The following is a 17,622-nucleotide window of genomic DNA, read 5'->3' as shown; positions in this document are numbered from 1 at the left end:
AATTCGGATACTCGGTCATGGAGGATCCACAGCCGACCGGGGCGTTTATCGTTGGTTTACCCGATTGGCTAGGGTCGTGACAGAGAGTTGATCAAAGCTCGACGTCATCTCAGCCGTGGCGCGTGGTCACTTGGCCTGATTGGTCGAGAACGGCGCGGTGCTGGCCAGCATTGCCGCCAGCATCGAGAATACACATGCCAGAAGCAAGGTGCGGAGCGGATAATCAACCGCTGAGGCGGCCAGAAGAACAGCAATGCCCGTTGCCGCGGCCAGCAGCGGCCCGAATGCCGGCGTACCGAGGCTGCCACGCAGGCGCGACCAGCTGGTGAGCGCAAACCACAGGAAGAACGCCGCCACCAGCAGCAGTCCTGGCACCCCGGCTTCCAGCGCGATCTCCAGGTAATCGGAATGGGCGTGGTTGGTGTAGGTCGGGTGCACCGCTTCCAGAGATTCATTGATGCGGAACACCGGAACGAACGTTCCCGCACCCGAACCCCAGGGCATGAACTGCTTGATGGCATAGATCACGTCGGGCCAGAAGACGTATCGCCCCTCCTGACTGGCGTCGAAGCGATCAAGCGTTTCCTTCACCACGGCGGAGCGGGCGACGATCACCGCCCCGATCACCAGCGCCGCGGCGGCGGGCACGATGGCCTTCCAGAAGCGCTTCACCGCATTGAACCCGCCCATCAGCGGGACGCAGGCCAGCAAGGCGAGCGGCAGCAGCGCCAGGCCGGCGCGGGAAAGGGCGCCGAAAACCGCCAGGGTGAGGAACAGGATCGCCATGCCGGAGACCAGCAGGGGCGAGCCGATGCGGCGCAGCAGCCCCGGCTGGCGCCCCAGCACCGCGACCAGCGGGATCGCCAGCACCAGAAGCGCCGCATTGTGGTTCTTGTTGGCGAAGATGCCCTTGCCCTTGGTCGCATGGGGCGCGTCGTAAATGGTCAGCCAGGTCATGCCCTGGGCCTGCAGCATCACCAGCAGGGCGCTGATCACGGCGGCAGCGGCGACCAGCGCAACCAGCTTCATCTGGGCCGATCGATCAAGGTGAAGCGTGGCGACGAACATGGCTATCGGCGCGAGGAGGAACAGCGCCGATTCGCGCGTGCCGGCGGGATCGAGGCTGAAGGGCATCCAGGTGTCCGTGCTGCCCACGGCGGCCAGCACGTCGACGATGATCTGGCGGCCCGGCAGCGCCTGCCATACGCCCGGCGGTAGCGGGACGAGCTGTGCCACCATCAGCGCCGCGGTGAGCGCGATCAGCGCCAGCGCCGCCCACGTCCGGCGGTCGCCCGGCGCGCGCCAGCCGCGAACGGCAAACCAGCCGAGCACCAGCACGCCGACCATTTCCACGATCATCCGCTGCACCGGTGAGTTCGCGCTGCCCCCGCCAAGCAGGAGCGCGGCCACCATCAATCCTGCTGCGGCCACGAAATCACCGCGGCGGGCATCTGCTGCTGCGATCACTTTTCCTTATCCGCGATCCTAGGTAAGGGGGCCTCCTTGCACACAGGTTAGGGGATGGCAACGGCGGCGCCTGTGCATCCTGCGAGGGTTGCTGGCACATGTCCACGAACACCGGGCCATCGGGCTCCGTCTTGCATTCGGCGCAAGGGGCCCCCGGCCGGCTCTGGTTCATCGGCGGGTTTCCGCCGCCGCTGAACGGCCAGTCGAACGCCAACAAGGCGATGCACGATCATCTCGCAGATGCGGGCGTGCCGCTGGTCGTTCACGATATCGGCAGTGGCGCGGGCAAGATCGTGCGGACGCTTCGTACGGCGCTTGCCCTGCTCGCGCGAGCGACCCGCGACGATCGCGCCTATCTCTCGGTGCCGGGCCAGCTTGGCGTGTGGCTGTTCGTTCCTATCGCTTTGGCGCTCCGCATGCGCGGCGTGGAACATTTCATCCATCACCACAGCTTCCGTCCGATCAATCTCGGCCCGCTCTGCGGCATGCGCGCGCTGGTTCGCGCGGGCGGCGCGCGTCAGTCACACATTCTCCTGTCGCAGCAGATGTCGCGGCGATTTGCGGCGCTTTATCTTCCGCAGGCGCCCGACCGCGCGCTCACTCTTTCGAACGCCTACCTCTTCGGTCCCCAGGCCAAGCTGCACGAGCGGCTGCCACGTCCGTTCACGCTTGGGCATATGAGCGTGCTGACGAAGGAAAAGGGCGTCGCTTATCTACTGGACCTCTTTGATGCGCTGGCGGATCGCCACCCCGGCTGGCGGCTGGTGATTGCCGGCCCCTGCCACGACACGGATCTCGCCGCCCGGCTGGAGCAGGCGGTGGCGCGGCACGGCGGCCGCGTGGATTATCGCGGGTCGGTGAGCGGAGCCGAAAAGGAGCGCTTCCTCGCCGATATCGACCTGTTCGTCCTGCCCACCACCTTGATCGACGAGGCCGAGCCGCTGGTCATGCTGGAAGCTTTCGCCAGCGGCGTCGACGTAGTGGCGACAGACACCGGCTGTATTCGCGATCGGGTCAGGTCGCCCGATCACCTGCTCAGCCGTCAGCCGGGGCAGGATGCCGCGCTGATTGCCGCCCGCGCCGCCGATCTGGAACAGGACTGGGCCGGGCAGCGTATGGCCTGTGTGGAGCACGCCCGCGCGATCAAGCGGGAAGCGGATCGGGAAGCGGAACGGGTGCTGCCCCGGCTGGCGAATGGGTTGGCCGGGTTTGCCATCCATGCAAAGCCTATGACATAGGCGCCGGATTGGCTTACCTTCCCATGGCAGCCGTGGGCAACGGCTTCGGAACCTTTGCGCGATGAATGTCTATCTCGTCCTGTTCGCGCTCTATATCCTGGTGCCGAAGCTGGATCTCTACGCAATCGGCTCGGCCGCCATACGGCCGGAGGATCTGGTCAGCGCGATCGCCTTCGCGATCTACCTGCTGACCGGCAGCAAGAAGCTGTCGCTTCCCGGACATGCGAAGGTTTATCTGCTCTTCGTCGGCTTCGGGCTGATCTCGGCGATGGTGAACCTTGCGCAGGGCGGGGTGGTCGGCATCGTCTACGGCCTCCGCCTCGCGCAATATTTCACCTGGTTCCTGATCATGTACGAGGCTGCACCCCGCCTCAGCACGCGTGCGCTGCGTGGTACCTTGTTGTTCGTCTGCGCCGTGTTCATCATCTGGGGCGGCGCCGAGTATTTCGGCGTTATCGGTCGTATCGGTAAGTTCACCGGCGCGACCGAGCGGCTCACCATCAACACGTCCGGCCCGTTCGAAACCTCGGCCATGCTGGCGATGCTGGCCTATGCCGCGCCGTCCTTCTGGAGCACGCCATTCATGGTCGTGCTGGTGTTCCTCACCCAGGCGCGCATCACGCTTCTGGGCGTGCTGGTCAGCTTCGCCGCGGCCCGCCCGGGCCGTGCCATGGCGCTTGGTATCGGCGGCGCCATCGTGGTGACGATTGCCGCGGCACCGCTTTACGATGCAATCAGCAAGTCCCGCCTTGCCGAATCCGAAACGCCCGCCGCCATGGGACGCCAGCTTGCCTATACCTGGCGGCACACGCCGGTGGTGCCGCGCCCCAGCTTCTACCGCGAACGTTTCCTTCAGGGCGTTCTCATCTATCGCTACATGCCCACCACGCGGGGCGATCTCAGCTTCAAGATCCGTTCGGTGCGCTGGCCGATCATCATCAAGTCGACGGCCGCGCGCTGGGTCACGTTGTTTGTCGGCTGGGGTCCGGGCGCCTGGAGCAATGCCGTCGATGGCTATTATGTGCGCGCGTTTGGCGAAAGCGGTCTGATCGGCCTGGCGATACTGTTGTGGTGGCTGGTGCTGGCCTATCGCGGGTTGCAGGCGGGCAGCATCGGCAGCTTCTCGCTCGTGCTGCTGGCCGTCGCCGCCTTCTTCATCGACATCTTCACCTCGTCAAAGGCGATGCCGATCCTGTGGGCTTTTCTGGCGCTGGAACATGCCCGGCATCCCTTTGTCTATCGACATGCGCGCCCGCTGTTCCGGTTCGGCCGGCAGCAGGGGGCAGATCTGGATCATCAACCCGGCCGCCCCGTTCCGCAATCATAGCGCCTGATCGACGCGATCCGAAACGCCTCCTCGCCTTTGCCAAGGGGGGCGATCGGCCAATAACGCGAACTTCAGTCGGGAACGACCGTCCGCCGCACCTTGGCCGGCGTGCCCACGGCCACGCTGTGCGGGGGAATGGAGCGGGTAACGACCGATCCGGCACCGATGACCGATCCTTCGCCGATCGTGACCCCGTCAAGAATGCTGACGTTGTTGCCCAGCCAGCACCGGTCCTCGATGATGACACCGCGGCGCGAAACCTCGCCGCTCACGAAGCTGCCGTGCGAATCCGCCTCGTGCGATTCGGCGGTGATCGTCAGTCCGGCCCCGATTTGCACGTCCGCGCCGATCGTCACCTGGCCACCAAGACCGATCACCGCATTGGGGCCGATATAGGTGCGGTTGCCGATCCTCAGCCCGGCGGCACGTTCGTTCAGGCCGCTGCGGCTCTGGACCCACGCCCGCTCGCGCAGCGTCACGCGATCGCCAAGCCACAGCCCCTCACGCGCCGCGCAATCGACATAGCTGTACGCGCCGATCGCCACGCCGCGCCCCAGTCGCAGGCGGCTGGACTGGACGAACTGAATTCCGCGGCCCAGCATCAGGCCTGAAGGCTTGCGCAAGCGAACCAGGCTCCACACCATGCCGCGGGCAAACGGGATCCCTCCCTTTGCCATCAGATAGCCGAGATCGCCGGGTTCGATCCGGTAGTTACGGCCAGTCAGGCGGGCGATCAGGCCTGCTATCATGCTGCGTCTTTCCGTCGATCGGGGAGCACCTGGCGGTACACCGCCATGGTGCGTTCGTAATAGCGCTGCGGCGAGAATTCGGCGGCCGCACGTGCTCGCCCGGAAAGGCCCATGCGGCGGGCCAGGCCGGGGTCCGCGATCAGTCGCGCGATGCGATCACACAAAGCGTCGGTGTCGCCGGGCGGCACGTGAAAGCCGTCCTCGCCATCGCGCACCGTTTCGGTGAGCCCGCCGATCGCGGACGCGACAACCGGCGTGGCATGGGCCAGCGCCTCGATCGATGTGAGCCCGAACGGCTCCGGGCCCAGCGAGGGCACCACCGCGCACAGCGCCTTGGCGCGCACCTCGGTCAGCGCGGCACCGGACATGGCGCCTCGCCATTCAACATTGGCGAGCCCTGCGGCCGCCTGCTGCGCCTCGGCTTCGTCGGGACCGCTGCCGACAAAGACGAAACGGGCTGCGGGAAGCCGCCGTGCCACGTCGATCAGCGGAAAAATACCCTTGTAGCGCTCCAGCCTGCCGACGAAGAGGACATAGCCGTCACCGTCGCGATGCGCATGGGGCGCGAGATCGGGAATGGCGACGGGATGGTAGATCGTCTCGATCTGCGTGCCGTCCATGCCCATCGCGATCAGCATGTCGCGCTGATAGTTGCTGATGGCCAGATAGCGGGCAATGACCTTCTTGTGTCCCAGCATGTCGGACAGACGCATCTCCGCCATGTTCCATGCCGAGCGCACCAGCGATCCGCCGGCGCAGCGGTGCCGCACCACTTGCGCATATCTGCCGCCGCGGCAGTCGGTGCACACATGGCCGTCACGATAAAGCAGCGAGATCGGGCAAACGGCGCGATATTCGTGCAGCGTCTGCACGATGGGGATGTTGCGCCTGGCGATCTCCGGCAGGATCGCCGGGGTCAGCCGTTTGAAGTAGCTGTGAAGGTGGACGAGATCGATCCGCTCTTCGTCCAGGATGCGTCCGATCGCCTGGCGTGCCCTGGGGGAATAGAGTGTCCGCAACAGGTCCGACGCGCGCGTCTCGCTCGTCGGGGAGGCGGGCGGGAAATAATGTTCATACTCCGTCGGCCGATTGGCGGAATCGGCGGCGGCGAACGGCACGACGACCTGGCCGTGGGCGCGCAGGATCTCTTCCAGCCGGAACATGGCGACGTCCATGCCGCCCCGGACATGGTAGTTCTGGCTGACATTCAGGATGCGCAGGGGATCGCCGCTCGTCATCGCTGTCAGACGGCCCCGATCGCCAGCCGGTACCAGCGCACCGGGCGAAGGTGCCGCATGGAGATCGGCGCCGCGATCTCGCGCGCGACGTCCTCGGGTGCGAACTGTTGATGCCAGTAATTGTTGGTGTGGCGAAGCGCGATGCCAAGCGAAACCGGGCGCAGACGGCGCCACCAGCGTGGCGCCACGCCGCTGTCCAGCAGCGCTTCCTGAAGCCGGGCCTGACGCTTCAGGAAGCCGAGCTGCGTTTCCGGCCGGTTCGACACATTGTCCGCGACGCGGGAGATGGCGAGCGCATCGCGCAACTGGATGAACCGGTGAAAGCGTGCGAGCCGGGTCATGAAGAAATAATCGGCCGACGGGTAATCGGCCGCCCGATAGCCGCCGAGCGCCCGGATCACCTCCGTGCGGACGACCAGGCCAAGCCCGCTTCCCACGATGCTGCCGAAGAACATCTGCTTGGGCTTGAGCTGGCGTCGCGACGAAAGGCCGAAGCGGAAGATGTTGCGCACCCGCTCGCTCGCTGGCAGCGGAGCGCTTGTATCTCCGCTGCCGTCGCGCTGGTCGAGGAAGCGCAGCGAGCAGGCGATCGCATCGGCGGAAGGCTCGGCCGCCTGCGCCCGGCGGATCGCCGCCACGAAGCCGGGGGCGAGCAGGTCATCGTCATTGATCAGCGTGAACCAGGTGCCTCGTGCAAGCGCCAGGGTGCGATTCCAGTTGCCGAAGAGCCCGGCATTCACCGTGTTGCGGTAATAGCGAAACGGAATGTCGCGCAGGCGTGGAAAGGCCGCCAGCAGCGCCGCTTCCCCGTTGGTGGCAGGGTCATCGTCGACGATCAGCAGCTCCACGCCGTCAAGGTCGGTCTGCGCCAGGATGCTGGCGACGGTCTCCGCCATCAGCTCCGGCCGCCGATAGGTCGGGATCGCGATGGTCAGGCAAATGTCGGCGGTGTCGGCGGGATCGCTGGCGAACAGGCGTTCGCTGTCGAGCGTGGGCAGCGGGGCATCGGGGCTCGGGCGCCAGATGAAGCGTTCGCCGTCACTGGCCGGTTGTGATTGGTCCATCATGTCCGTGCGATCTCACGCCAGGCCATCAACGGCCAGCGCCAGTTGTTATAGGCGAGCTGCACCGTGCCTTGCCACAGCACGATCGCCGTGATCCCCGCGCCGCTCCATCCCAGCAGCAACGCGCCGGCGGCAACGGCCGCGCCCGAAAGCACGGCGGGGCGCAGGAAGGGCACGTTGTTGGCGGTGGTGATGAAAAAGGCGGCGTTGGAGTGGAAGCCTTCCAGCAGGACGATAAAGGCGAGCAGTGCCAGTGTCGGGAGGGGGAGCAAAGACAGATTGCTCCCGATCATCTCCAGGAACACCGGCATGACGAAGAGGATGAAGGCGGCGCCCAGGACGTAGATCAGGGCAAAGGCGATCATCGCGCCGTTGAAGGATAGCCGCAGCGCCGCCTTGTCATGTGCCACCCGGGCAGCGATCAGCCGTGGCATGGCGACCTGCATTGGCAATTGGGCGGCGGCGCACAATGCCATCAACAATTGCAGCGACAGCGCATAGACGCCGCCGATCGCGACACCGACAAAGCTTGAAATCGCAAAAAGGCTGAACCGGGTGACGAGAAAGCCGCCGATCGCAACGGCGCCCATCCGCCCGGCGTTGGGGGCAAGCGTACGCAGGAGGTGGCGCGCGGCGCTTCGATCCACCAGCCGCGAATCCTCTGGTCCCAACACCCCACGCATCAATCTTTGCGCCAGCAGCCGCGCGAACACCTGCGTTGCGACCAACGTGGCGGTCAAAGCGATAAGGTCACCGCCCAGCATCAGCACCGCGATTCCGGCAAGCGAGAAGGTGGCGCGATTGGCGATGATGTACAGATAGTTCTGCTCGACCCGTCCCGATCCCATCAGAACCGGCGTGATCCACAGGAACGACAAGGTGAGGCCGATGGCGCAGCACTGGATCACCCAGGCGATCTGCACCGAGGTGACGGATACGTCACCCTGGCGCGCAAGAGCGGTGATATAGGGCAGTCCGGCCAGCAGAAGCAGCAGCATCACGCCCACTGCCAGCCAGCGATAGAAGCGGCGGGCCGCCGCGACCGCCTCCGCCGCCAGGCGATAGTTTGGCGGCTGGTCGGCGGGAACCGCTTCCCCAAGCCCCTTCTTTTCCAGCTGCCGTGCACCCGAAAGGGCAAGCGCGATGCCGCGCGTGAAGCTGGGCTGAAAGCCGAAGTCGCATACCAAGGCGAGCGTCTGCATGGTGGCGAAGATGTACCACAGCCCCACCGTCGACGCGGAGAAGCGCGTCACCATGAAGGGGACGAGCGCCAGTGCGGAGCCGAATTGAATGACCTGCGCGGTCATGCCGATGGCGAGCGCGCGGTGCCGACGTATGTGAACGATCAAGTGTTTACGCACCCTGTCGCTGGAAGCGCGGCAGGATGGCCGGCGTCGTTGTGAAATACCGCATTGGGATCGGTCGTCTGTTCCGGCAGCCTGTCTTGTTACCGCGCCCGGATGCGACCGGTGCGGTTATGCCGAACGGCGCACGCGGATCAGATATTGCATGATCATGAACCGCGAAAATCGTCCCAGCGTCACGAAGTTGAACAACTTCTGCTTGCGGCCGAGATAGCCGGATACCGCCTCCAGCTTCAACCCCGCTCTCGTCATCAGGCCGATCGCGGTCTCCTTGGTGAACCAGCGGATGTGCGTGCGATCCATGATGCCGGCGTCCTGCAACTCGAACTGGCCGCGCAGCATGAGCGGGAGGACGACGCTGTGATGATTCACGTTCGGGATGCTGGCGACGATCATGCCGTCCTTTGCCAGGCCGCTGGCGAGCGTGTCGACAACAGCCCATGGATCGCGCAGATGCTCCAGTACGTCGAGGCACAGGATCGTGTCGAACGGGCCGTGCTCTTTTAGCAACCGGTTCAGAAAGTCCAGATCTTCCAGATTGCCGCTAACCGCCGCGTCCACTTCCTCGATGGCGTGGTCGGCCACCAGGTCAGCGACCACGACATGGCTTGCCCCGCGAGCCTGCTTCAGTGCGGCGCCGGTCGCGCCGACACCCCCGCCCAGATCGAGCACCCGTCCGGCGGGCTGTGGGATGATATCGAAGACGTCGCTTCGTACAAGATCATGATAGGCGCCTTTGACCTCAGTCATGTACCGCTCCCGCAAGATCGACCCGGCTATTAAGTCGAGCGGCGGGAGAATTTGCAATCAGGTATTTTCGTCTGGGCCTATGTCAGGATCTCGGGAGGGTAGAGAACTCCCCCACCATGATGTCGACAGTCCTTTTGTATCGATTGACAAATTGGCTGCTCCGCGCGTGACCGGCGGGGATTCGGTTTCCACTCACGCGAATATGCGCCAGCTGCTCGGCGGGATTGGCGTTCTCGATCGTCGGCTTGCCCAGGATGATGGGCGTTTCGGCGGTTGCCGGGCGAAAGCGGTTTGCGGTCACCGTGATTCGGCTGACATTGTAGCTGAATTCTACGCCGGCGACCTTGAAACCCTCGATCCTATTGTCTCGCACCATCACGCCGCCGGTGTCGCCACCGATGGCGACGCCGATGGGCGTGGCACTGATCTGGTTTTCGGCAATGGTTAGATTGCGCGGTTCGCCATGGATCCGGTTCACGCGAACGCCGGCGATGCGACAGCCGGAGATGATGTTGCGCGCCGTCACGCTGTCGGCCACCGTTTCCAGGAAAACGCCGATGCTGCAGCCGCGAATCTCATTGTCCGTGATGGTCGCGTTGCGAGACGTCGCCACGGTGGAATGGCCCTTGGTATCGTCACCATAGATGTCGATGCCATTGTCATAGCAGTTGAGAACGCGGTTTCCGGTGATGGACACGCCATCGAACTGTGAACACTGGATGCCGATGAAGGCGGTGCCCTCCACCCGGTTGTTGGCGATCCGCAGCCGCCGGGAGACATTCTCGATCGAGCCCTGGAGCATGATCCCCTGGCCCACCGCATTGCGCACCACCAGGTCCTCGACGGTGATCTCGACGCAGCGCCCCTTCCAACCGAGCAGCACCGCGCCGCCGCCGAAATCGTTCTTGAACTGCCCCTGGCCGGCCCGGTTGCCGTCGATGGTGAAGGATCGCAGCGCGGCTCGGGCGATCTCGCCCTTGCTCGCAATGGTGCGCGCATAAGTGCCCGGCCCATGCTGGCGATCGGCGACGCGAATGATGCACCGGTCCCGGTCGGTACCCTGCAGCGTCACGCCCGATCGCAGCGTGATGGCGCTGCCGCCGTCGCCGTCGTCGGACGCCCGATAGCGCATGAGATAGGTTCCCGGTCCGAACGTCACCACGCCGCCGCCCTGTTTGGCGGCGGTGTCGATCGCGCGCTGGAAAGCGGCGGCGTCATCGGCGATCCCGTCGCCTTTGGCACCATAGTCGCGAACGTCGATGCCGCCTTCGCCCTGCGCCACGTTGCCGCATGCGGCGGAGCCCGCACCGACCAGGGTCGCGCCCAGAACCCAGCGCCGATTGATCCGGATCGGGTCGCTCATCTGTGTCTCCTGCTTGACAATGCCTGCCCCCGTCTGAGCATCCGTAACTGAATGGCACGTGGCCGGCACCGCCAACGCGGCTGACCAATGTGCTCGGAATGGCTCAATGATGCTGGGGGGATTTGGTGCCGATAATTGCTGTGATGCAGCGTGCAGGCTAGGAAGCCGCCATGTCACCCGTCCAGCTCATCCGTCCCAAGCGCCATGGCGATGCCCGTGGCTGGTTCACCGAGGTCTATTCGGAACCTGCGTTCGCCGCGCTCGGCATCACCTGCCGCTTCGTGCAGGACAATCACTCGCTGTCCGTCCCGGCCTTCACCCTTCGCGGGCTGCACTTCCAGACGCCGCCACGGGGGCAGGACAAATTGGTGCGGTGCATCCGGGGCCGGATCTTCGACGTGGCGGTGGACGTGCGGCGCGGCTCGCCCACCTACGGCCAGTGGGTCGGCGCGGAACTCAGCGCCGATAACGGCCACCAGCTGTTCATCCCGATCGGCTTCGCGCATGCGTTCGTCACGCTCGAGCCGGATTGCGAAGTCACCTACAAATGCTCGGACACCTATGCGCCCGAGACCGACGGTGGGATCCGCTGGGATTCGGTCGGCATCGACTGGCCGATTCCCGCGGGCGTGACGCCCGAACTGTCGGAAAAAGATCAGAAGCTGCCGAGTCTCGCCGATTTCGACAGCCCCTTCGCCTATGATGGCAATCCGCTGACCCCGCTCGCCTGAAGGACCAATCACGCATGCGTATCTTCGTCACCGGCGGGGCCGGCTTCATCGGCTCGGCCCTTGTCCGTCACCTCATCGAGAACACGACTCATGAGGTCCTGAACTTCGACAAGCTGACCTATGCCGGCACGCTCTCGACCGTCGAGCGGGTAGCGCAATCGAACCGCTATCGCTTCGTGCAGGGCGACATCTGCGATGCTGAGGCGGTTCGCACCGCGATCGCCGAGTTCAAGCCCGACGTCATCACGCACCTCGCCGCGGAGAGCCATGTCGACCGCTCGATCGACGGCCCGGGCGCATTCATCCAGACCAATGTCGTCGGCACCTATACGATGCTGGCCGAAGCGCGCAGCTACTGGCAGGGCCTCGAGGGCGACGCCAAGGAGCGCTTCCGCTTCCACCACATCTCGACCGACGAAGTGTACGGCTCGCTGGGTGAGGAAGGCCTGTTCACCGAGGACACGCCCTATGATCCGCGCTCGCCCTATTCGGCGTCGAAGGCGGGTAGCGACCATCTCGTTTCCGCCTGGGGCCATACCTTCGGCCTGCCGGTGCTGATCACCAATTGCTCGAACAATTACGGCCCGTATCACTTCCCCGAGAAGCTGGTGCCGCTGATGATCGCCAAGGCGCTCGATGGCGAGCCGCTGCCGGTCTACGGCAAGGGCGATCAGGTGCGCGACTGGCTGTTCGTCGAGGATCACGTCCGTGCGCTGCAGGCGGTGTTCGAGCGCGGCGAGCTCGGCCGGACCTACAATGTCGGCGGGTTCAACGAGAAGCAGAACATCGAGGTGGTGCACACGATCTGCGGCATCCTCGATCGCCTGCGCCCGCGCGCCGACGGCAAGCCCTATGCCGATCAGATCACTTCGGTCGCCGACCGGCCGGGGCATGACAAGCGCTATGCGATCGACGCGACGCGGATCGAGCAGGAGCTTGGCTGGCGACCGCAAGAGACGTTCGAGACCGGCATCGAGAAGACGGTGCGCTGGTATCTCGACAATGAGGCCTGGTGGCGCCCGATCGTCGAGCGCGGCGCGGCGCAGCGGCGCGGCGTGGCGGCGTGAGCTTTTCTCCTTCCCCCTTCCACCCCGGCGAAGGCCGGGGCCCAGTTGGGATGGCCGTAGTAACGAGGCGCAGCGCCAGCCAATCTTTGGCGCGTAACTGGGCCCCGGCCTTCGCCGGGGTGCAGGTGGCCGGGTGTGCGTCTGAAGGAGCCTCCGCATGACCCACGCGATCCTTGTCACCGGCGGCAACGGCCAGCTCGGCACCGAGCTTCAGCGCTGCGCCTGGCCGGAGGGCTATGAAATCGTCGCGATCGACGTCGCCGATCTCGACCTCACCGATACCGCCGCGATTCTCGCCAAGGTGGCGGAACGTGACTGGGCCGCGGTGATCAACGGCGCGGCCTATACCGCGGTCGACAAGGCGGAGAGCGACGTCGTCACCGCCTGGGCGGTCAACGCCATGGCGCCCGCCGCCTTTGGCGAGGCCTGCGCGCACGCCGGTATCCCGCTCGTCCAGGTGTCGACCGATTACGTCTTCGCCGGCGACAAGGCTGGCGCTTGGGAAGTCGACGATCCGGTCGCGCCGCTCGGCGTCTATGGCGCATCGAAATTGGGCGGCGAGCTGGCGGTGCGGACCAGCGGCGCGCGCCATGCGATCGTGCGCACGGCCTGGGTCGTCTCGGCGCACGGCAACAATTTCGTGAAGACCATGCTGCGCGTCGGGGCGGAGCGCGACACGCTGACGGTGGTCGACGACCAGCGCGGCTCGCCGACAGCCGCGGCGGATCTTGCGCAGGCGCTGATGGCGATCACGCTGCGGCTGGTCGAGGATGAAGGCGCGCCGACCGGCACCTTTCACTTCAGCAACGCCGGCGAAACGAGCTGGGCGGGTTTTGCGGCCGAAATCTTCCGCCAGGCGGCCGATCGTGGCGGAGTTTCGGTCAAAGTGACCCCGATCACCACCGATCAATATCCAACCCCAGCCCGGCGACCGGCGAATTCGCTACTCAGCCACGACGCGATCCGCGCCGCTTATGGCATCGCGCCGCGCCCCTGGCAGGACGCGCTCAGCGACATCCTCGACGAACTGATCGGGCACGCCCAAAAGGACATCAAAGCATGAAGGGCATCATTCTCGCCGGCGGATCCGGCACGCGGCTCCACCCGGCGACGCTGGCGGTGAACAAGCAGCTGCTGCCGGTCTATGACAAGCCGATGATCTATTACCCGCTGTCGGTGCTGATGCTGGCCGGCATCCGCGAGGTGCTGATCATCTCCAGCCCGGAATATCTGGACAATTACAAGCGCTTGTTCGCCGATGGCGCCGCCTTCGGCCTCCAGATCAGCTACGCCGAGCAGCCCCGCCCCGAGGGGCTGGCGCAGGCCTTCACCATCGGCGCGGACTTCATCGGCGACGATAACGTGGCGCTGGTGCTGGGCGACAACATCTTCTTCGGCGCGCATTTGACCGACCTGCTGGCCAGCGCGGTCAATCGCACCCACGGCGCGACGGTGTTCAGCTACCGTGTCGAGGATCCCGAGCGGTACGGCGTGGTGGAACTGGCCGAGGACGGCCGGGCGCTCAGCCTCGAGGAAAAGCCCGCAAACCCGAAGTCGAACTGCGCGGTTACAGGCCTGTATTTCTACGACAATCGCGTCGTCGACTATGCCCGCAACCTCCAGCCGAGCGCCCGCGGCGAGCTGGAGATCACTGACCTCAACCGCCTCTACATGGAGGCCGGCGACCTCTACGTCGAACAGATGGGCCGCGGCTACGCCTGGCTCGACACCGGCACCCACGACAGCCTGCTCGAGGCCAGCGAGTTCGTCCGCACCCTCCAGCACCGCCAGGGCATCCAGATCGCCTGCCTGGAGGAAATCGCGTACTTACAGGGCTGGATCAGCAAAACCGAGGCGCGCGCAGCCGGCGAGCGTTTCAAGAAAACTAATTACGGCCGCGCGATCCTGAACGCCATTGACGGCTGAGCCTTCAATACGCGTTGTCGTGCCGCATCACCTTGAGCGTACGCAGAATAATCGAAAGGTCGTTCCGCAGCGACCAGGTGGCGACATATTCAAGATCGGCCTGAAGCCTGTTGGTGAGGTCTTCCAGCTGATGTGTGTTGCCGCGAAAGCCGCGCACCTGCGCTAGGCCGGTCATCCCTGGCTTGATGACATGCCGTTCGCGGTAACGCGCATCGACATCCCAATAGAGCACGTCGGCTGCCTTCGCCGCCAATGCGTGCGGGCGCGGACCGACGACGCTCATGTCGCCGGTCAGAACATTCAGAAGCTGCGGTAGTTCGTCGATCGACGTCCGCCGGATGAAGGCGCCCACTCGGGTAACGCGCGGGTCGCCCACCTGAGTCAGCTTGTCCGCCGCGGCATCTGTCAGATCGGTGTACATGCTGCGAAATTTAAAGATGCGAAAGATCGTGTTGCCGCGCCCGATCCGCTCCTGCCGGAAGAAGATCGGGCCGCTGCTTTCCAGCCGGATGGCAATCGCCGTTGCGAGAAGAACAGGGGCAAGCGCGATCAGCGCTGCAAGTGAGAAGACGATGTCGAACGCCCGCTTCCGCGCCCGCGCCGAAAAGGTCATCGGGCCGGCGTTGATGACCATGGTCCGATGCTCGCCGATGCGATTGATGCCGATGGCCCCGATCGTGTCCTGAACGTCTGTCAGGATTTCACCGTCCACGGACAATGTTCGGAGCACCGGCGCCCAGACTGCGGCGCGTTGCGGTGAGCAGGCGATGATCAGCCGATCCGCGCAATCAACGGTACGGGCGAGGTGGTGAAACGCGCGCGGGTCCTTGGTACCCGGCTCAAAGCCCAGAGCAGCCGCCGTCAAAACGGCCTCGTCGCCCTGAGGGGTGTAGTTGATGCCGTCCTCGATCACCAGCGTCGTATGCGCTGAACCTGCCAGCATATGACGGATTGCCGGCTGCAGAAGCTTCCTTGCCGTGATCAACAGAACAAAGGAGGCAACGAAGCCGATCACGAACACGCCGCGTGAGAAGCCGGCGCTGGCCTTCAGCATATAGGCGATCAGTAGCACCACGCCGCCAGCAATCGTCAAAGCGCTCGCTGCACGCCGCGCGCCAAGGTTGGCATCGTTGAGCGTCGCCGCCCCGTAGGTGCCGTTGCTGCTCGCCTGGAACGCAAACAGCGGCAGGATCACCCCCAGCATCACGAAGCCGTGCTCGATCGGTATCTCTGCCGTCAGATTGACGAACGTGTTCGCCATGATGAACGACAAGGCGATCACTGCGATGTCGCTGCAGATCAGTGCCAGGTAACAGTGCAGGCGCGCCTTTCGGCGATCGCGCGTGCTGACTTGGCCGATGCCGAAGCCGGTCGACGGCAGGCGATGAACGCCGCTCACGCTTTTACGATACTGATGCATGCGAGCGCCCCCATACTGCCGGATGGGCGCCAAGGCAAAGCTGTCCCATGCAGGGTTGCGCCGGCCAGATGCATAAAAGCCGCCGGTTGATGAAATCCCGTCCACTACGTAGAGCGTGAAGCGGCAGCACCGGCCATCGGGACAGGCTGTCGAACAGGGGGCACCAGCACATGCGCATTACGATGATCGGTTCGGGTTACGTCGGGCTTGTTTCTGGGGCGTGCTTTGCTGATTTCGGCCATGCAGTGTGCTGCGTGGACAAGGATGCCAGCAAGATCGAGGCGCTGCATGCCGGGCGCATGCCGATCTATGAACCCGGTCTGGACCAGCTGGTCGCCAGCAACGTGGCGGCGGGCCGGCTGACCTTCACGACCGATCTGGCGGCGGGCGTGGCCGGCGCCGATGCGGTGTTCATTGCGGTTGGCACGCCGTCGCGGCGCGGCGACGGCCATGCGGACCTGTCATACGTCTATGCCGCCACCGAGGAGATCGCGCGTGCCGCGACGGGCCCGCTGGTGGTGGTGACCAAATCGACCGTGCCGGTCGGAACCGGTGACCGGGTGGAGCAGATCCTGCGCGAAACCCGGCCGGACATCGAGTTTGCCGTTGTGTCCAACCCGGAGTTTCTGCGCGAGGGCGCAGCAATCGGGGACTTCAAGCGCCCTGATCGAATCGTCATTGGCACCGACGACGAGCGCGCACGCGAGGTAATGCGCGAAATTTACCGCCCGTTGTATCTGGGCGAAAGCCCGATCTTGTTTACTGGGCGCCGCACGTCCGAGTTGACCAAGTACGCAGCCAACGCGTTCCTGGCGACCAAGATCACCTTCATCAACGAAATGGCGAACCTGTGCGAAGCAGTGGGCGCTGACGTCAAGGACGTGGCGCGCGGCATCGGGCTGGACAATCGCATCGGGCGCAAGTTCCTCCACGCAGGCCCCGGCTATGGCGGCTCCTGCTTCCCCAAGGACACGCTCGCGCTGCTCAAGACGGCCGAGGATTTCGACACGCCCGTCCATGTCGTGGAAGCGGTGGTAAAGGTGAATGACGCGCGCAAGCGGGCGATGGGGCGCAAGGTGGTGGCGGCGCTTGGCGACGATCCTCGCGGCAAGACGGTTGCGATCCTTGGCCTAACCTTCAAGCCGAATACCGACGACATGCGCGACGCTCCGTCGATCGCGATCGTGCAGAGCCTGATGGACGCTGGCGTCACGGTGAGGGCCTTTGATCCCGAAGGTGCAGAGGCCGCCAAGGCAGTAATGCCGGCGGCGCTTATCTATTGCCGTGATCCTTATGAAGCGGCGGACGGGGCGGATGCCGTGGCAATTGTCACCGAATGGGATGCCTTCCGTGCGCTCGACCTCGCTCGCCTCAAGGACACCATGAAGGCGCCCGTTCTGGTCGACCTCCGCAACATCTACGAGCGGCAGGACGCGGAGCGCGCGGGCTTCAGCTATAGCGCGGTCGGCCGGTGACGCGGCCGCGCATCGCGGGATTGCTCGAAACCGCGCTCTATGTCGATGACATGGCGCCGTCGGTGGCGTTCTTCCGCGATGTGCTGGGGCTCGTCGCGATGATCGAAAGCGATCGCCTGACCGCATTCGACGCGGGGCATGGCGGTGTGTTGCTCGTCTTCGCCCGGGGCAAGTCCGTCGAGGATGTCGTGACCCCCCGCGGCACGATCCCGGGGCATGACGGCCACGGGCCGCTGCATATGGCGTTCGCGATTGCAGCGCACGATTACGACAGGTGGCGAGCGTATCTGATCGCGCAAAGTGTGGCGATCACTCAGGAGGTCACATGGCCTGCCGGTGGGCGCAGCCTGTATTTCAACGATCCCGACGGGCACGTGCTCGAACTCGCCACACCTGGTTTGTGGAAAAATGACGCGGACCGGCCCGGCTTGGCCTGAGCGCCA

Annotated in this window: 16 protein-coding genes; 8 read left to right on the top strand and 8 right to left on the bottom strand. The window is 65.0% G+C overall.

The window, feature by feature from the left end; translation table 11 throughout:
• Positions 1–126: 126 nt before the first annotated feature.
• Positions 127–1,467: an O-antigen ligase family protein gene (locus BMX36_RS11835; protein ID WP_093065763.1), complete on the bottom strand. Its 1,341-nt coding sequence runs from the start codon at positions 1,465–1,467 to the stop codon at positions 127–129.
• Between the two features lie 98 nt (positions 1,468–1,565).
• Between BMX36_RS11835 and BMX36_RS11830 the strand changes: the two genes are divergently transcribed.
• Both BMX36_RS11830 and BMX36_RS11825 read left to right on the top strand, forming a co-directional pair.
• A complete protein-coding gene (locus BMX36_RS11830) occupies positions 1,566–2,705 on the top strand; it encodes a glycosyltransferase family 4 protein (RefSeq protein WP_093065761.1) in 1,140 nt (379 codons plus the stop codon).
• A gap of 61 nt (positions 2,706–2,766) precedes the next feature.
• Positions 2,767–4,032: a hypothetical protein gene (locus tag BMX36_RS11825; RefSeq protein WP_093065759.1), complete on the top strand. Its 1,266-nt coding sequence runs from the start codon at positions 2,767–2,769 to the stop codon at positions 4,030–4,032.
• Positions 4,033–4,103: 71 nt separating this feature from the next.
• Here the strand turns inward: BMX36_RS11825 and BMX36_RS22135 are convergent, their stop codons facing one another.
• From BMX36_RS22135 to BMX36_RS11795, 6 genes are all read right to left on the bottom strand, one after another.
• Positions 4,104–4,781, bottom strand: a complete 678-nt coding sequence (locus BMX36_RS22135; protein WP_066778136.1) for an acyltransferase — start codon at positions 4,779–4,781, stop codon at positions 4,104–4,106.
• Positions 4,778–6,019, bottom strand: coding sequence for a glycosyltransferase family 4 protein (locus BMX36_RS11815; RefSeq protein WP_093065757.1), 1,242 nt, complete (start codon positions 6,017–6,019; stop codon positions 4,778–4,780). Before BMX36_RS11815 ends, BMX36_RS22135 begins: the two co-directional genes overlap by 4 nt.
• A gap of 5 nt (positions 6,020–6,024) precedes the next feature.
• On the bottom strand, positions 6,025–7,086 hold the full coding sequence (locus BMX36_RS11810) for a glycosyltransferase family 2 protein (RefSeq protein ID WP_093065755.1): 1,062 nt from the start codon (positions 7,084–7,086) through the stop codon (positions 6,025–6,027).
• Positions 7,083–8,432, bottom strand: coding sequence for an O-unit flippase-like protein (wzx, locus tag BMX36_RS11805; RefSeq protein WP_066775847.1), 1,350 nt, complete (start codon positions 8,430–8,432; stop codon positions 7,083–7,085). Before wzx ends, BMX36_RS11810 begins: the two co-directional genes overlap by 4 nt.
• A 126-nt stretch (positions 8,433–8,558) precedes the next feature.
• Positions 8,559–9,197, bottom strand: coding sequence for a class I SAM-dependent methyltransferase (locus tag BMX36_RS11800; RefSeq protein WP_066775845.1), 639 nt, complete (start codon positions 9,195–9,197; stop codon positions 8,559–8,561).
• An 82-nt stretch (positions 9,198–9,279) separates the two neighbouring features.
• The gene (locus BMX36_RS11795; protein ID WP_093065753.1) at positions 9,280–10,560 is read right to left on the bottom strand and encodes a right-handed parallel beta-helix repeat-containing protein; all 1,281 of its coding nucleotides are present in this window, start codon (positions 10,558–10,560) and stop codon (positions 9,280–9,282) included.
• A 170-nt stretch (positions 10,561–10,730) separates the two neighbouring features.
• Here BMX36_RS11795 and rfbC point away from each other — a divergent pair, with 170 nt between their 5' ends.
• From rfbC to rfbA, 4 genes are all read left to right on the top strand, one after another.
• Positions 10,731–11,291 (top strand): dTDP-4-dehydrorhamnose 3,5-epimerase, encoded by a 561-nt coding sequence (gene rfbC / locus BMX36_RS11790; protein ID WP_093065751.1) that lies wholly within the window; start codon positions 10,731–10,733, stop codon positions 11,289–11,291.
• Positions 11,292–11,305: 14 nt separating this feature from the next.
• Complete coding sequence (gene rfbB, locus BMX36_RS11785; RefSeq protein ID WP_093065749.1) at positions 11,306–12,358, top strand: dTDP-glucose 4,6-dehydratase; 1,053 nt, start codon at positions 11,306–11,308, stop codon at positions 12,356–12,358.
• 157 nt (positions 12,359–12,515) lie between these two features.
• Positions 12,516–13,421 (top strand): dTDP-4-dehydrorhamnose reductase, encoded by a 906-nt coding sequence (gene rfbD / locus BMX36_RS11780; RefSeq protein WP_093065747.1) that lies wholly within the window; start codon positions 12,516–12,518, stop codon positions 13,419–13,421.
• Complete coding sequence (gene rfbA, locus BMX36_RS11775) at positions 13,418–14,284, top strand: glucose-1-phosphate thymidylyltransferase RfbA (RefSeq protein ID WP_093065745.1); 867 nt, start codon at positions 13,418–13,420, stop codon at positions 14,282–14,284. Before rfbD ends, rfbA begins: the two co-directional genes overlap by 4 nt.
• Positions 14,285–14,288: 4 nt before the next feature.
• On the opposite strand, the gene BMX36_RS11770 is transcribed toward rfbA, so the two are convergent.
• Entirely contained in the window at positions 14,289–15,704 is a 1,416-nt protein-coding gene (locus tag BMX36_RS11770; RefSeq protein ID WP_066775830.1) for a sugar transferase, read from the bottom strand.
• A 170-nt stretch (positions 15,705–15,874) separates the two neighbouring features.
• Between BMX36_RS11770 and BMX36_RS11765 the strand changes: the two genes are divergently transcribed.
• Positions 15,875–17,179 (top strand): UDP-glucose dehydrogenase family protein, encoded by a 1,305-nt coding sequence (locus BMX36_RS11765; protein ID WP_093065743.1) that lies wholly within the window; start codon positions 15,875–15,877, stop codon positions 17,177–17,179.
• The gene (locus BMX36_RS11760) at positions 17,176–17,616 is read left to right on the top strand and encodes a VOC family protein (protein WP_218142161.1); all 441 of its coding nucleotides are present in this window, start codon (positions 17,176–17,178) and stop codon (positions 17,614–17,616) included. The genes BMX36_RS11765 and BMX36_RS11760 overlap by 4 nt, the downstream gene beginning before the upstream one ends.
• The last annotated feature ends 6 nt before the right edge of the window (positions 17,617–17,622 follow it).

It is taken from the genome of Sphingomonas sp. OV641, from assembly GCF_900109205.1.
Classification (GTDB): domain Bacteria; phylum Pseudomonadota; class Alphaproteobacteria; order Sphingomonadales; family Sphingomonadaceae; genus Sphingomonas.
This window is presented reverse-complemented; position numbering and strand designations above follow the sequence as displayed.

Coding starts and splice junctions, on each gene's coding strand:
- rfbA (WP_093065745.1), top strand. CDS start 13,418: ATGAAGGGCATCATTCTCGCCGGCGGATCCGGCACGCGGCTCCACCCG.
- BMX36_RS11830 (WP_093065761.1), top strand. CDS start 1,566: ATGTCCACGAACACCGGGCCATCGGGCTCCGTCTTGCATTCGGCGCAA.
- BMX36_RS11795 (WP_093065753.1), bottom strand. CDS start 10,560: ATGAGCGACCCGATCCGGATCAATCGGCGCTGGGTTCTGGGCGCGACC.
- rfbB (WP_093065749.1), top strand. CDS start 11,306: ATGCGTATCTTCGTCACCGGCGGGGCCGGCTTCATCGGCTCGGCCCTT.
- BMX36_RS11800 (WP_066775845.1), bottom strand. CDS start 9,197: ATGACTGAGGTCAAAGGCGCCTATCATGATCTTGTACGAAGCGACGTC.
- BMX36_RS22135 (WP_066778136.1), bottom strand. CDS start 4,781: ATGATAGCAGGCCTGATCGCCCGCCTGACTGGCCGTAACTACCGGATC.
- BMX36_RS11815 (WP_093065757.1), bottom strand. CDS start 6,019: ATGACGAGCGGCGATCCCCTGCGCATCCTGAATGTCAGCCAGAACTAC.
- BMX36_RS11770 (WP_066775830.1), bottom strand. CDS start 15,704: ATGCATCAGTATCGTAAAAGCGTGAGCGGCGTTCATCGCCTGCCGTCG.
- rfbD (WP_093065747.1), top strand. CDS start 12,516: ATGACCCACGCGATCCTTGTCACCGGCGGCAACGGCCAGCTCGGCACC.
- rfbC (WP_093065751.1), top strand. CDS start 10,731: ATGTCACCCGTCCAGCTCATCCGTCCCAAGCGCCATGGCGATGCCCGT.
- BMX36_RS11810 (WP_093065755.1), bottom strand. CDS start 7,086: ATGATGGACCAATCACAACCGGCCAGTGACGGCGAACGCTTCATCTGG.
- BMX36_RS11765 (WP_093065743.1), top strand. CDS start 15,875: ATGCGCATTACGATGATCGGTTCGGGTTACGTCGGGCTTGTTTCTGGG.
- BMX36_RS11825 (WP_093065759.1), top strand. CDS start 2,767: ATGAATGTCTATCTCGTCCTGTTCGCGCTCTATATCCTGGTGCCGAAG.